Annotated in this window: 10 protein-coding genes and 3 pseudogenes; 4 read left to right on the top strand and 9 right to left on the bottom strand. The window is 58.8% G+C overall.

Annotated elements, in window-relative coordinates; all coding sequences use genetic code 11:
- Window positions 1–435: 435 nt before the first annotated feature.
- Window positions 436–759, top strand: coding sequence for a hypothetical protein (locus ACVIN2_RS15485; protein WP_456769890.1), 324 nt, complete (start codon window positions 436–438; stop codon window positions 757–759).
- Here the strand turns inward: ACVIN2_RS15485 and ACVIN2_RS15480 are convergent.
- A pseudogene (locus ACVIN2_RS15480) lies at window positions 738–1,954 on the bottom strand (IS110 family RNA-guided transposase). The gene ACVIN2_RS15485 and the pseudogene ACVIN2_RS15480 sit on opposite strands and share 22 nt — an antisense overlap.
- A gap of 233 nt (window positions 1,955–2,187) precedes the next feature.
- On the opposite strand from ACVIN2_RS15480, the pseudogene ACVIN2_RS15475 reads away from it, so the two are divergent.
- Window positions 2,188–2,464: pseudogene (locus ACVIN2_RS15475) on the top strand (IS256 family transposase); the annotation flags it as partial.
- Window positions 2,465–2,963: 499 nt separating this feature from the next.
- Here the strand turns inward: ACVIN2_RS15475 and dctA are convergent.
- Together dctA and ACVIN2_RS15465 are read right to left on the bottom strand one after the other, a co-directional pair.
- Window positions 2,964–4,259 (bottom strand): C4-dicarboxylate transporter DctA, encoded by a 1,296-nt coding sequence (gene dctA, locus ACVIN2_RS15470; protein WP_456769730.1) that lies wholly within the window; start codon window positions 4,257–4,259, stop codon window positions 2,964–2,966.
- Between the two features lie 538 nt (window positions 4,260–4,797).
- Complete coding sequence (locus tag ACVIN2_RS15465) at window positions 4,798–6,009, bottom strand: TlpA disulfide reductase family protein (RefSeq protein ID WP_456766221.1); 1,212 nt, start codon at window positions 6,007–6,009, stop codon at window positions 4,798–4,800.
- 1,410 nt (window positions 6,010–7,419) lie between these two features.
- Here ACVIN2_RS15465 and ACVIN2_RS15460 point away from each other — a divergent pair.
- Window positions 7,420–7,821 carry a hypothetical protein gene (locus ACVIN2_RS15460; RefSeq protein ID WP_456766220.1) on the top strand — a complete coding sequence of 134 codons (402 nt, stop codon included), beginning with the start codon at window positions 7,420–7,422 and terminating at the stop codon, window positions 7,819–7,821.
- Between the two features lie 5 nt (window positions 7,822–7,826).
- Here ACVIN2_RS15460 and ACVIN2_RS15455 read toward each other — a convergent pair whose 3' ends face one another.
- From ACVIN2_RS15455 to alr, 5 genes and pseudogenes are all read right to left on the bottom strand, one after another.
- Entirely contained in the window at window positions 7,827–8,048 is a 222-nt protein-coding gene (locus ACVIN2_RS15455) for an SMEK domain-containing protein (protein ID WP_456766219.1), read from the bottom strand.
- Between the two features lie 801 nt (window positions 8,049–8,849).
- A complete protein-coding gene (locus ACVIN2_RS15450) occupies window positions 8,850–9,248 on the bottom strand; it encodes a LysR substrate-binding domain-containing protein (protein ID WP_456769729.1) in 399 nt (132 codons plus the stop codon).
- A pseudogene (locus ACVIN2_RS15445) lies at window positions 9,249–9,374 on the bottom strand (LysR family transcriptional regulator); the annotation flags it as partial.
- A 245-nt stretch (window positions 9,375–9,619) separates the two neighbouring features.
- On the bottom strand, window positions 9,620–10,870 hold the full coding sequence (locus ACVIN2_RS15440; RefSeq protein WP_456766218.1) for a D-amino acid dehydrogenase: 1,251 nt from the start codon (window positions 10,868–10,870) through the stop codon (window positions 9,620–9,622).
- Between the two features lie 49 nt (window positions 10,871–10,919).
- Window positions 10,920–12,065, bottom strand: a complete 1,146-nt coding sequence (gene alr / locus ACVIN2_RS15435) for an alanine racemase (protein ID WP_456769728.1) — start codon at window positions 12,063–12,065, stop codon at window positions 10,920–10,922.
- A gap of 115 nt (window positions 12,066–12,180) precedes the next feature.
- On the opposite strand from alr, the gene ACVIN2_RS15430 reads away from it, so the two are divergent.
- Window positions 12,181–12,636 carry an Lrp/AsnC family transcriptional regulator gene (locus ACVIN2_RS15430; protein WP_456766217.1) on the top strand — a complete coding sequence of 152 codons (456 nt, stop codon included), beginning with the start codon at window positions 12,181–12,183 and terminating at the stop codon, window positions 12,634–12,636.
- Between the two features lie 541 nt (window positions 12,637–13,177).
- Here the strand turns inward: ACVIN2_RS15430 and ACVIN2_RS15425 are convergent.
- Window positions 13,178–13,399: a hypothetical protein gene (locus ACVIN2_RS15425; RefSeq protein ID WP_317245349.1), complete on the bottom strand. Its 222-nt coding sequence runs from the start codon at window positions 13,397–13,399 to the stop codon at window positions 13,178–13,180.
- Between the last annotated feature and the right edge of the window lie 370 nt (window positions 13,400–13,769).

Below are 13,769 nucleotides of genomic sequence, written 5' to 3'. Positions count from 1 at the left end.
CCACGAAGCGCCATCGCAAGAGCCGTGGCATGCCGCCGCCCGCGACATTCAACATCGATAAGCTGCCGGGCAGCTCCAACTTGACCGCATTAGAGGCGGCCACGGTTATCCGGCGCACGCCCGGTGCACTCGAGCCGGCGCGACCCGAACCAACCGCTGAAATGGCGCTACGTCGATGGCCGGCCACTCTATCGAACAGATGCAGTGCGTGACTATCTGGCCAAGTGCGACAAAACCACTAAGGCCCCTCAGCCGCATAATGCTCACAGAGACGCCCGAGGAGCTCGGCCTTGATCGGCCAATCGGTTCGTCCGCTGCAGGAAACCGCCGACTGCCTGCGCAAGGATGGGGACACGCTGCTGGCTTTCTACGACCTCCTGGCCGAGCATTGGAAACACCTACGCACGACGGATGAGATGGACAAGCGATTTGTTCATGACCGAGATGACGATTGCAGAAATCGCGTACGTCCATTCTTTTGTTCGGCTGCGCCGCGGGCCATTCTTCCGTCCCGGCTATCGATCTCGCAGCCGCCGCGCGCAGGAGCGGTCAAGGCTGGCCGCGTTTGCGGCCACCGCAAGGCTTGGCCTTGACCGGCCCGAGCACGGCGGCATGCTGGCGTGGAACGGGAATACATTCCTGGATGGCACTTGCCGTCAGACGGGATTACCCTCGGCGGGCGCGGGCGACCTCGTGGCGAAGCGTGGCGTATCGGCTGCAAGCGCCACCAGGCTGCCCTATTTTGTCTTGCCGACCTGAGGCGCCCGCGCGCCGGTTTTTGGCCGTGGTTTCCATTGCGTCACCAAGCGCTCGTAGCTTTGCTCCGCCTGTGCGGCAATCAACATCTCGCGGTCGCGCAATGCCTTGATGTTGTAGGCATACGCTAGCCCACGTCGGCTGCCTTTCTGTTGCGGATGTCCGGCTTGAAGCTGCATCGCGCGGGTCTTGATGGCGACCAGTGCCGGGCGCGGCCACAGGTAATCCTCGCGCTTCGTCAACAAATGCCAGCAAAGCACGGTGAGCTTCCGGGCCACGGCCACCGCGGCGATCTGATGGCCGCGCCGGGCGCGGATGCGCACGAAAAACGCATGCAGCGGACCGGGCGCCTTGGCCGCTGCCCAGGCCGCCTCGACCAGCATGGCGCGCGCGTGACTGCGGCCGATCTTGCTGATGCGGCCGTGATGGGCGGCGCCCAGTCCGGATTGCCGCACCCGCGGGTTCAGCCCAAAATAGCTCACCAGCTTCTGCGGGCTGTTGAACCGGCTTATGTCGCCGATCGCCGCCATGATGCCGGCAGCGACCGCCAAGTTGACGCCGGTGATCGTTATCAATCTGTTGACCGCGGAATCGTCGATGGCGTCCTGCGCGATCTCGCGGTCGAGCAGGGCCAGATCTTCCGCCAGCCGGCCAAGCTCGCGCACGTGCCGATCGATCGCTGCGCGCTCATCGTCCGGCAACGGTTGAGCGGCCAACCACGTCCGGCCGCGGCCGTTGAAAAGATCGGCATGCGGGCACTTTGGGATCAGGTGCGGCGTGCAGAATCGAATGGACCTCGTTTTTGAGCCGCGTGCGATGCCGCACGACCTGGTAGCGCCGCGCCACCAGCCGACGCTTGCGTTCCGTCTCCGCGTCAGGCGTCCATATCTGCGGCAGGTACCCGGCCGCCTGCAGACTGGCGAGCGTGCCGGCATCAATCTTGTCGGTCTTGACGTGAGCCTGGGCGATCGCCTTGACCTGCAGCGGATTGGCGATAATCACCTGTGCCACGAACGGGGCCAGAACCCGGGATACCGCCATGCTGTTGCCGGTCGCTTCGACCACCACCTCATCACTGGCCAGCAGGGTCTTGCCAAATCCTTCCGATGCAGTCCGCGTCATATCAATGCGGCCCGCATGTCGGAGCCTGCCATCCTCCCAAACCACCACCTCCCCGAAAGGTTCGGTGGACGTCGATGCCAATCACCCGTCGCATTCGCACCTCCTGCCAATCAGACCACAGAACGGGAGCTACGGGCGACACGACAACTACGGATTCGCGCTCTCAGCGCAACCGGGCGAGTCGCAGAGGCGGCCAGCTACTAACTCGAGCTCGCGGCTCATCGAATGCATCGGCCTGCCCGCACCTTTCGTGCTCCCGGTGCCTCTGTCCCGATGGTCGCACCATACGCTACGATCCTGAATATCGCAGCGGAACATCGGCACCGAGAAACTCTCATACCGGTTACCAATCCCATTGAAAGCACCTTCGCTACCTGCGACACCGCACGATCCGATCGAAGGGCTGCCTGTCCAACAGGACCGCGCTTGCGATGGTCTTCAAACTGGCCGTGGGCGCGCAGAGAAGCTGGCGCTGCCTCGACGGTCATAATCAGTTCTCAAAACCCGTTCTCGGTGTGACATTCAACGACGGGATCGAGGTCATCAACAAGTCACCGACCGTCAGCCCACAACCGCCGCCGCCTAACCGGCTCAGGCCGTCACCGAAATTTGGCGATAGCTCTCTCCCAAGCACAGCGTCGTCGACCTCTACAGCGGTGTTCTCAAGGACGTTCGCTTTGATGACAACGATAGCCCACGCGCGCTGCAACGTCTCGACCTAACCATGTGATCGGAAGTGATGTCGTAGCTCGTAAACTGATGGACTGTGACCTTCGCCACAGGGTTATCCCGCGGCCTGATCCTGGGGTTTTAGTCACGATGAGTTCGCCATGCATTACCATCATCCCGATCGGGCGATCCTGGCTACTACGCCTGAATCATGCGTGATCTAAATGATGCTCATAAGGGAACGTCGAGCCGGCTCGCTTCGAAATCGACAGCTTAAGGGGAATCATTGATCTGTGTGGCGCTTTCGAAAAAAACAGATGTCTCCACCGGATGGTCGCCTGCTCCCAATGAGGATTAAACGGTACGGCTTTGTTGGCCCGCGGCATTCGTCAGCGATCTAGGCTGAGCTCGCACATTTATTTTAACTGCGCGTGTAGCGAAACATTATCGAGTTCGCCTTCCCACCAGGACACAAACACCGCGGCAATACCGTTCCCGATGACGTTGGTCAGCGCACGCACCTCGCTCATGAACTTATCGATCGAGAATACGATCGCAATGCCAGGGACAAGTTCAGGACTGACCACAGTCAAGGTCGCGGCCAGGGTGACAAAGCCGGCACCGGTAACACCGCTTGCGCCTTTCGAGGTGAGCATCGCCACAATGAGTATCGTGAGCTGCTGGCCGAAATTGAGATCGATCCCGAGCGCTTGCGCAATGAACAAGGTCGCCAACGTCATGTAAATGTTCGTCCCATCCAAATTGAAAGAGTATCCTGTCGGCACCACCAGGCCAACGACCGCCTTCGAACAGCCGAGCCGTTCCAGTTTTTCCATCAACTGCGGCAGCGCGCTTTCGGACGACGATGTTCCGAGCACGATCAGCAGCTCATCCTTGATGTACCTGATGAACTTTAGAATAGAAAAGCCTACCAAGCGCGCGATCAGGCCAAGCACAATGATCACGAAGAGCCCGGCTGTCACATAAAACAGGGCAATCAATCCGAGGAGTTTACCGAGCGCGGACGGTCCGAATTCGCCGATAGTGTAGGCCATGGCGCCGAACGCCCCGATGGGCGCTGCCTTCATTACGATCCTAATGACTCCAAACACCGCTTGTGCGGCATCGTCAACCAGACCGCGCATCCGCTCACCCCCCTCCCCAAGCGCCATCAGCGAGAACCCGAATAGGACGGCAAACAGTAGCACCTGGAGCACGTCACCTCGGGCCAAGGCGCCAACTACACTATCCGGAATGATATTGAGGAGGAAATCGACCGTCTTCTGCGCTTCCGCCGTCTTGACGTAGTTGGCTACGGCCGCGGCATCCCCCTTGGGAGCGAGCCCACGACCGACCTGAGCGAGATTGCCCATCAAAAGACCTAGGATGAGCGCGAAGGTTGACACGATCTCGAAATAAAGTAGCGCCTTGACGCCGACTCGGCCGACCTTTCGTGCATCCTGAACATGCGAAATTCCGGACACAACAGTGCAGAAGATGATCGGCGCGATCACCATCTTGATCAGCTTGATGAAGCCATCACCAAGCGCTTTGACCCAGCTACTCGTCCCGACAGCGGGCCATAGCCAGCCAACGAGAATGCCGATCAGGATCGCTATGAGCACCTGGACATAAAGAACTTTGTACCAGGGCCCAGGTTGCCGGAACAGGGCGGCCGGTTTGACAGAGCGGCGCTGGCGCGGATTGTACATCATGCTCGCCCCGGCGCCGTGCTCGCAAAGAGGGCGCTCAATGAAGGTGCAGCTTCGCTCAGTGTTCCTTCACCAGCGGGCGCAGGGGAATCTGACGGCTCCGAACAGCACAGTCCAGAGCCACGGACTGGCGCCTCTCCCGAATCGGCTTGCCGTCCACGCGGAACGAAGTTCTGAACCGCTTCCGAGAGCAGCGATAGAACGTTGAGAAAGCTTCCTTGAGAGCTGGAAAGCATCAGCGTCACCACCCATTTCTATCTTTTTCTTTGTTCGAAGATGCCATCCAGCATCTTCTAGACGCCAATCTTAGCAGCCGCCGACCACTCTTCACTTTAGCAGGCACTCTCGCCGCTGTAGCGTCGAAGCGACCAACCTTGAGGAAACACTCGCCATAAGAACTCATGGTGGTGCGGCCTCGCCTGCGTTCACCGGCTCGCGCCTCCTGTCCTCACTTCATGTGAATGCCCCGACATTCCCAAGAGGCTTCGATTTCGATCGCAAAACCACGAGGCCGAAAAGACATGCCAAGCAGCATTGCTCACGCTGCCTCCCTTGGCGATCTCGGTTCCGGTTTTTCAAGAGCCGTGTTTTGCGGGGCTGAACAGCACTCCTGAGAGAGCTTCTCACGCCTGTAGCTCGCCAACGCCTGGAGAGAGCACTCCACGACGTCCCGTTTCGCTAGATCCGAGGCAGGCGCTGCATCCAGCCACTTCAGCGCCACCTCGACCAATTCGATCGCGCGGTCCCTCTTACCGGTTTCGTAATAGTACTGAGCGACCGCCCCGTACGACAGGAACTTCGCGCCCTCGCTGCCTCGGGGCGGATTCGCAGCCAGGATGTGTTCGGAGAGCTCCTTGCCCATGGCAAAGCGCTCCGCATGTGGAAAATCGGAGTAGTCTTTCGCGGGGTCGAACAGTTGGCGGATCGCGACGCTCATCCAAACCACGGACTTCTTCTCGATCGCGTCGCGAACTAATTGGCGCAACACCGGCAGGCCAGCCCCCGGGTCGCGAATTTTGTGAAGCAACAATTCCGCGTGAAGCCCACGGAAGGAGACCTCGGTCGGCATCGCCGCGAGGGCCTCCTCGATAGCTGAAAGGGCTGCCGGCCAATCCTTTCTCTTCATGGCGGGCTCAAGTCTGGCAAAGATCGGCTCCACTAGAGCTCTCTTCTGCGATAGTTCACGCTTTCTGCGTCGGCCCGTGTTTATCCTTTCCGCATCCAGCGCTTTGGCGTCATCGCTCATTGCCCAGGATCCGTTCAGAACTTTGGGCAAGGCATGATCGAGCTGCGTCGGATGGCCAATAAAGGCGATGCGGCCGTCACGGTCAACGATGAATGACGTGGGAATCCCGACAGAAAAGCTTGGATCCAGCCAAAGCTTGTTCATTTCGCCGGCGTAGTCGAATGCAATCGCGTAGTTCAGATTTGACAAGCTCTTTGTCAACCAGGCGTCCAAGCTGGCTCGCGCTTCATTTTCCGTCGAAGCTTGTTCGTGAGCCGCGATGCCCACCACCTCAACTCCGTTGTTCCTGTATTTATCTTGCAGGACCACCAGATTTGGCATCGAGGCGATACATGGCCCGCACCACGTCGCCCAAAATTCGAGGATATATACTTTCCCACGTTCGAACTTTCTAACGGGCTGGCCGCGTAGCCAGTTCTCCACTTCGATCGAGGGGGCCCGCGAACCGACGCTCAGCAGGTTCGCCGCACCGACTTGACTTGCGCTCTCAGTCAGACTGGTCATTGCTCAAATTCGCTTTACCTGGCTTTGCGGAGAAAAAATTGCAAGTCGCATGCCAGCCAGCGCTCATTGAAATTACACATTTCTTGTATCATGCCTGTCGAGCTTGCGACGCATGTCGCATATCCGACCAGCTGCTTGGAGCTTCTCAGGCAATCAGTCGGTCGGAGAGGCGGGAAGTCAGGCGGCGCAAGGTCGAGTTCACCACTCCACGTCCTGATCGGCTTCCAGGATGACCATTTCGGCGCTCTGGATCACGACGTGAACTGACCTGCTTTGGCCCGTCGACTTGCGCTTGAGTCCGATCTGAGACTTCCAATTTAACTTTTTGAGCCAAGGGGGATTGAGGGATAGTGTCCTTCCTTTGCCGGCCATTGCTGGAGAATTCACCCCGTCCCGTACTGGACGAGGAAAGCCCACCCGAAATGCAGAAGTTGAGCACCTGCTCATTCCGATCGATGGCGGTGTAAACAACAGCATCCCTAGGCGGCCCGATCCAGGAAGCGCTCAAGAGCCGCCTGGGCGACGACCCTCTCGCGCATCCCCGGGCGGTCAGTCGCGGCTTCAAGTCGCTGGAAAATGCTGTCTGAAAGTTGAATCGTTATCTTTCTGGTCCGCTGAGCTTCGCTTGGGCTCAGCTGCGCGTCCACCTCAGCTTCATTCCGACTTGAGCTCGGTGTTTTCCGGCGCTCGCTGCTAATCTGCATACTCCAGCTTGCTTCTCTCTGCGACTGCACATCGCCCGCACTTGCTCGCGTGGTCGGGATGTCCGGTCGAAACGACCCTGCTATGCCGCATGACAAACGGGACGAAAAACCGCATGCCGCGTCAACCGCGGGGACATCCTGTGTCGCCGTCTGGCGTACCGAACGAAAGAAACGGCGGACTTCACCGCGCCAGACCTCTCGTAGTCGCGTGCCCCTCTAGACAGTCAGGTCGCCGCAGACGAGCGATTTCGCGGATGGTGCCTGCACCCTTGCTTGAAATCGATAAAGTTGCCGGCCCAAAAACAGGCGCAGGCGCAATCTAGATGGCGCGCTCGCGCCGTGATCGCGCGAACGGGACGCACCGGCGTTGTTCCTGTGGGAGTGATGCGCGTCATACTAAGCGCACCAGCTCATGCGCGCGACCGAATACACCGCGCCTCGCCGAGGTCCGGCATACAACCCCAACGTGCGACAGGACTTACAACGGGTCGCGTGCCGCGCCGTTGAAACGTATCTGCTGGCCCGGTGCGACCACTCACTCATCGGGAACCTCCGCGTGGGAAGATCGCGCTGTTGGGCGCGCTCTCGCCGATGTGGATCTATGCCGCCTACGTTATTGCGGACGTGGCGTCAGCGCTGCGAAGAGGTTATCAAGCTCGCCGAGAATTCGGGAATCGATCTCAAGGCTGCCCATCTCGACCGAGACTTGGGATATCGCCAGTACGATCGCGAACTGCGCGCCCAGCAATTGCGAGATGCCCAGGAGCGGCCCGAACTTGTCGAGCAGATGCGCATCGACCTGCGGCGGACGGAGATGGGCTTCACCACGCTTGAGTTCATCCGGGTGGCGCTCGCGAAGCACGAGGTGAGCAAGAAGGGCAACAAGAAGCCCATTGCGTTCGCGCCGGGCCTTGCCCGTCCCAACCGCTGGTGCGGCTCGATGGAGTACGAACCGAGCAATGGTGGCGCGATCATCAGCTACGTCACGCGTCGCGACATCGCCGAGACCATCCGGTGCATTCCCGAGGCCGAGAATCCGAGCGACGAGGATCTGGCCGGTTTCCGAGCCTATATGAACCCGCCCGATGTCGAGGCTCCGGCCGGGTGATCGGATCATGAGCGAGAAGCCACCACCACAAGTCCCGGTTCATTGCTGCGATCGGTGCTGAGATTGACGAGCGAGATCGAAAGAAGATGGTTGAGGATCGTCTTGAAGAAGTCCTCCGCGTGCTTGTTGAGGTCGGTTAGGCCAAGGCGACCGCGGGTCGAGACCTGGCCCGCAACGTCGCTCAGGGCGTCTACGATCTCGCCAATGAAATACCCCCGTGTGAGCATGTGTAGTCCCGCTCTCGATCTCAGCTTCGTCGTGAATCAATATGAGCGCTTAGCGCTCTCAGGCTCGGATCGCGATGGAGGTCAGCTCGATAGGGCAGGCTGTGCCGAGTGCGTCGTGCCCTCTGACGGGGCAGCCATGTCGATCCAGAGGTGATGAAGTTGTATATCTGGAAGGCCTCCGTTTCGCTGGTGCATAGATTCCAGCAGCGCTCACCTTGCCGCCGTATCGCGCTTAGTGATGCGGAGCTCATCATTCAGACTCCACCCATCGACCGGAGTTGCGACCAACCCCTGAAGCCAGGCGCGAATCTGCGTCCCAGAAGTCAATTCACGAGACTGGATGTATCCAATCATGGGGCCGATCGCGTGAGCGGCACCGTGATGGGCAGCTTTGAAACGTTGAACGCCACCAGTCGAGGAATGAGCGCTATAAAGGTACTCGCGGTCATCGCGGGTTGCGCTGGCGGGGATGGGCAGGCGCTTGCATTCGATAGGAACGAGAGACGAATACTGCGAGTATTCGCGGCCTTCGATCCAGATCGTCGCTGCGCTAGGGGCCGGAACCAAGTCGACCTTTCGCCCACCGACGATTTCGTCAGGCTCCTCGATACGAAACTGGAGAAAATCCCATCCACCAGACTTCCTCGTTGCGCTATTCATATGAGCGCAGAGCCGGGACGTTAGCGATGTCTCGGCGGTTTCGATCGGCCGCTTGGGATCATCACGCCATTTTGGCAGCTCGTCGGCGAATCAAAAGCGGTTCGCGCCTCAGTTTACCCCAGTGAACCACATCATGACATGTCAGCGGATGGTTCGCGGGGAGGGCGACGACGCGTTCGCTCCAGAGCAACAATGACTTCGCCGCTCCATCTTGGATGCGGACTCGGCCGCGAAGGCGACGTCAATAGCGGAACTGGCGAGATCCGAGATCAGATGGTCGCTCGCTCCGTCGACCAATTGTCTCTCGACATGGGGAAAGCGCTGCCGATGCTCGAGGAGAGTGGCCCGGAGATTGCCGGCTGAGAGGGAGGTGTGAATGCCGATGATCAACCGACCACTCTCGCCACGCGAGCGGATCTTGAGGCGAGCGGTCATTGCGTCAGTTGCGCCTACGATGCGCCGGGCATCCTCGATGAATTCCTCACCCTCAATGGTTGGTTGCGTGCCGCCGTTCGTGCGCTGGAAGATCTTGCTGCCCAAGGCGTGCTCGAGATTTCGAAGAGAGCGACTAAGCGTCGGCTGCTTGATTCTGAGTGTGTCTGCCGCCTGGCGAAGGCTGCGATGCTGGGATGCGACGATCGCCCAGCGCAGAGCTCGAAATTCCACTGGCACGTCGAAGCTACGGGGGTTGCCTCTGACTAAGGGTTCTCTTGAAAGGAGCCTTGCTTGCACTGCTTCAGCGCCTCCTCGTCCGCGATACTATTCCGATGGCCCCGATGGGGCGGATCAATTGGCAAACCTGCTGCTTGCTGGGATTCCCCGCTCGTCCATGATGGCATAATTGTCCACGCGATGATGATGCGTCCGTTGGGAGCCTCGCCTTCTCGTGGCTGCGCTCCTTTGGCGCAGAACTATTCGTAACGCTCTAGTCCGAGATCCTCAGCTTCGATGTCGGGTTTTCTTCCCGAGACAAGGTCCGCTATGACCCGAGAGGAACCGCAGCTCATCGTCCAACCGAGAGTGCCATGCCCGGTGTTCAAGAATAGATTTCTGATCCTGGTCCCGCCGATGATTGGGGTGCCGTCTGGGGTCATGGGTCGAAGGCCTGACCAGAAGGATGCGCTCTTGGGGTCTCCGCCAGGGAACAGATCCATCACGGAACACTCCAGGGTCCGTCGACGCGCTTCGACGAGGTCATTGGTGTAGCCCGAGATTTCAGCCATCCCGCCGACACGAATTCGATCTCCCAGACGGGTAATTGCAATCTTGTATGTCTCATCCATGACCGTCGATTCGGGGGCACGGGAAACGTCGGTGATTGTAATTGTCAGCGAGTATCCTTTGACAGGATAGACTGGCAGCTTGATTCCGATCTTCTTGAGGAGAAGAGGTGAATAGCTCCCTAATGCGACAACTACTGCGTCCGAGCGAATAGTCCCGCGATCGGTGATCACACCACGCACCTGGCCGGCATCGATGTCCAGTCCATTGATGATATGTCCGTAACGGAAGTCAACGCCCAATGCTGAGGCTCTTTGCTCCAGCGCATTGGTGAACTTGAAGCAGTCGCCGGTCTCGTCTTTCGGAGTCAGAAGTCCTCCCACTATGCGGTCGCGAACGTAGCGTAACGCGGGTTCAGCCCGAACACAACCATCGCGATCCAGTACCTGGAAAGGGATGCCGTCTGCCGCAAGAGCCTTCACGTCCTTAGTTGATGCATCGAGCTGCTGCTGAGTTCGGAACAGCTGCAGGGTTCCCTGCATGCGCTCGTCATAGTTCAGGGAGGCCTCCCCTCTCACCTCGGCAAGCGCCATGCGACTGTAGTCGGCTAGGCGCAGCATCCTTCCCTTGTTGAGCGCATATCGGCTCGCCGTGCAGTTGGACAACATGCGGAGGAGCCAGGAGAGCATGGCCGCATCAAGCTTTGGCCGAAGGATTAATGGTGCATGCTGCATGAGCATCCACTTGATGGCCTTCGTTGGGATTCCGGGGGCAGCCCAGGGCGAACAGTAGCCGAAGGAAACCTCCCCCGCGTTCGCGAAACTCGTTTCCAGCGCTGGACCCGGCTGTCTGTCAAGAACAACCACTTCGTGCCCGAACTTTCCAAGTTGAAATGCGGTTGTGACGCCGATAACGCCCGCGCCTAAAACGGTGACTTTCATTATCTGCTCCAATGTTCTGCCAGATGATGCTGTTTGACTGGGGACAAGTTCAGCAATAGCTTCTTTGGAAGCGATGACCGAGGCCGGTGAGGATCTCGTAGGAGATCGTGCCGGCGTCAGTCGCCAGCATTTCGAGGGTCTGATGAGGACCGATCACTTCGACCAAGCTTCCGAAATCGAGCGCGCCATCCCGCAAATCGGAGATGTCGACGGTCATGCTGTCCATCGAGACTCGCCCCACGATGGGCAGACGTTGACCGCCGAAGTAGACAGCTCCGCGACCGCTCAAGCTGCGTGGGAGCCCGTCGGCATAGCCGGCGCAAAGTGTGGCAAGCCGGGTGCAGTCGTGGGTTACGTGCGTTCCACTATAGCCGACCATGGCACCACCCGGAACCGTGCGGGTCTGCGCAACTGCGATAGAGAGGCTCACGACGGGCTCCATCGGATTTACAGCGTTTACCTGCGGCGCACCGCCATAGAGCGCGATCCCTGGGCGAACGAGAGAGCCGTGATAGTCCTTTCCCATCAGCACGCCAGCGGAGTTGGCGAAGCAGGACGGTATCGGCCCGAATTCCTTTATCACGATCTGCATCTCTGCGAGCTGCGCGGCGTTTTGCGCTTTGGTAGGCTCATCTGCGGAGGCGAGATGGCTCATGACGTAGAGAATCTCGAGCTCCGGCGATTGCGCTATTTCCATGCGCACCGCAGCGCGCTCCGCGGGCGCCAATCCGAGCCGTGACATGCCAGTGTCGAACTGCAGAACGGCAGGAAGACGCCTACGCTCCATGCGGGCCTGAGCGCGCCATCCGTGAAGCTGGCTTAAGGAGTTGATCACCGGTATGACAGCGGCAGACGCGCAAGCAGCCTCTGCGCCGGGCAATAGACCGTTCAGCACGAAGAGCTGCACGTCCCCCGGAAGATGAGGTCGCAACACAATAGCTTCCGCCGCATGTGCCACGAAGAAGTGCTTGCAGCCGGCTGCAAGCAAAGACCTCGCCACTTGGATTGCACCCAGGCCGTAGGCATCGGCTTTCACCACTCCCGCCACGCGAGCTGGATTCGCGATCGATGCAATGAGCTGAAAATTGCGGCGCAATGCGGCCAAATCGACGGTCATGTAGCCCGGAAAGCCCTGCGCTTTCCCGTCCAACACCGCCCTCGAAGCAGTCCGGCCCAATGTCTCTTGGCTTTCCATGAGGAAAGGGTTAGCGCAATATTCGAGCAAGTGCCGGGCGTTCCTTGCTTGATTATTCGAGGAATGTTACAAATTCAAACAATCTACTAACTTCTCGAATAAATCGTACAGCGCGATGGATAGCATAGATCGCAATATCTTGCGCGCGCTCCGCGTGAACGCCCGGGCGAGCAATGTCAATCTGGCGGAGGAAGTTGGGCTTTCTCCTTCGGCGTGTCTGAGACGGATCAAGCTGCTCGAGAAGGCAGGCGTCATCCGCGGGTACACGGCACTCGTCGAGACGGGTGCCGACTCGCAAGGTCTTGCCGTTCTGATCAACATTACGTTGGAACGGCAGACAGTAGAGTATCTCAATAAATTTGAGGCTGCGGTACGCAAATATCCGGAGATACAAGAGTGCTACCTCATGACCGGGGGAGCGGATTACTTCCTGCGGGTGGAAGCGGCCAATGCTGTCGAGTTCGAGCGGATTCACAAGGAGATCCTCTCGACGCTTCCAGGCATCTCACGTATTCATTCCAGCTTTTCGATTAGAAACGTACTTGCGAACCGGCCAAAGGGCCGACACTGACATGTGCTTTGCGCGGTAAGGCCGCAATCTTGGCAGCTCCCAATGGCCCAGAAACGGTCGCTCTGTTGCTTTCCGTTCGAGCTTCGTCTTCGGCCATTTGGCGGTAGATTTTTCCGAATGATCTTATCAGTCGTCGTGATCGGCATATGATCAATGAACCGTACGACCCGGGCACGATCCTCCGACAGGCCGGCATCGACTAATGGCAGAGGTATCGCCCTATGCCTTTGGCACTCCGCGGGATTCCCGGGCGAATGCCTCGTGCAGTACTTCTTTTCCCCTGCGTAGAGGCAGGTAAGACGTGGGATGTAAGTATTCTGTCGGGGCCAGATTCGTGTGAGTCCCCTCATATGCCTAAAAGGACGGGGGAGTAAAATCGGGTCCGACTTTATCTGTTGGCTTTGACTCTGGGGAAGTTCGTGACCCAATTTCACTCGCAGCCTGCTTTGCTGTTTGACACTTGCTCTCGCTGCTGCAAATTTAGTCGCACGATCCTTCCACGCAGTCGGAGTGATCCTCCGCGCCCCCTCGATTAGGCGATTTACGGTTCGGCGGCAGTATTGAACTCGAGTTCGGGCGACATTTCGATGACTGCCTCAGAATGCCCGCTCTTTAGCACGAATTTGATGGCTTGGGCGCGGTCCACAAACAGGCCGCCGAACGCGCCGTTCTTCTCTCGAACGACCCAGTTACCTTGCTGATTCCTACCAACAAAGACGATAGACGCGGTAGAGCGACACAGGGGATCGACGAATTCACTCATCACATGCCTCTCCTGATGTTGGCAACAGATCGGGTGGGGTGCGTGTTCCGGAGCTGCTGGTTGATCACCGCTCTTGGGCTCAAGAACCTGAAGGAAAGCTGGGAGTCTCCCGCCTGGATGATGTAGTTGCACGCTCTCCGTTTGATGGGGAAGAAGTACGCGGAGACGAAATGTGAAGTCGCGTATGGGTCAAAGTACGAGCGCAACGAACGCGTCGTCGCACCTGAGGCGGCACGCATTCGCGTTGCACGTGGTCCAACATAACAGCCTCTCCTGAATAGCTGAGAGTCCGAATCCACGAACCTATTAACGCTAGTAGTCGCCTGTGCGCGTGACTTGCCTTCGTGGGTCTCGGTTCGGTGCCTCCTCT

It is taken from the genome of Bradyrhizobium sp. USDA 3650, assembly GCF_054057395.1.
Note: the sequence above shows the minus strand (reverse complement) of the source record. Positions and strands in the feature narration are given on the sequence as shown.

What these genes read in the sequence shown, in the direction of transcription:
- ACVIN2_RS15485 (WP_456769890.1), top strand. Translation starts at nt 436, where the DNA reads ATGACCGAGATGACGATTGCAGAAATCGCGTACGTCCATTCTTTTGTT.
- dctA (WP_456769730.1), bottom strand. Translation starts at nt 4,259, where the DNA reads ATGTACAATCCGCGCCAGCGCCGCTCTGTCAAACCGGCCGCCCTGTTC.
- ACVIN2_RS15465 (WP_456766221.1), bottom strand. Translation starts at nt 6,009, where the DNA reads ATGACCAGTCTGACTGAGAGCGCAAGTCAAGTCGGTGCGGCGAACCTG.
- ACVIN2_RS15455 (WP_456766219.1), bottom strand. Translation starts at nt 8,048, where the DNA reads ATGCTCACACGGGGGTATTTCATTGGCGAGATCGTAGACGCCCTGAGC.
- ACVIN2_RS15440 (WP_456766218.1), bottom strand. Translation starts at nt 10,870, where the DNA reads ATGAAAGTCACCGTTTTAGGCGCGGGCGTTATCGGCGTCACAACCGCA.
- alr (WP_456769728.1), bottom strand. Translation starts at nt 12,065, where the DNA reads ATGGAAAGCCAAGAGACATTGGGCCGGACTGCTTCGAGGGCGGTGTTG.
- ACVIN2_RS15430 (WP_456766217.1), top strand. Translation starts at nt 12,181, where the DNA reads ATGGATAGCATAGATCGCAATATCTTGCGCGCGCTCCGCGTGAACGCC.
- ACVIN2_RS15425 (WP_317245349.1), bottom strand. Translation starts at nt 13,399, where the DNA reads ATGAGTGAATTCGTCGATCCCCTGTGTCGCTCTACCGCGTCTATCGTC.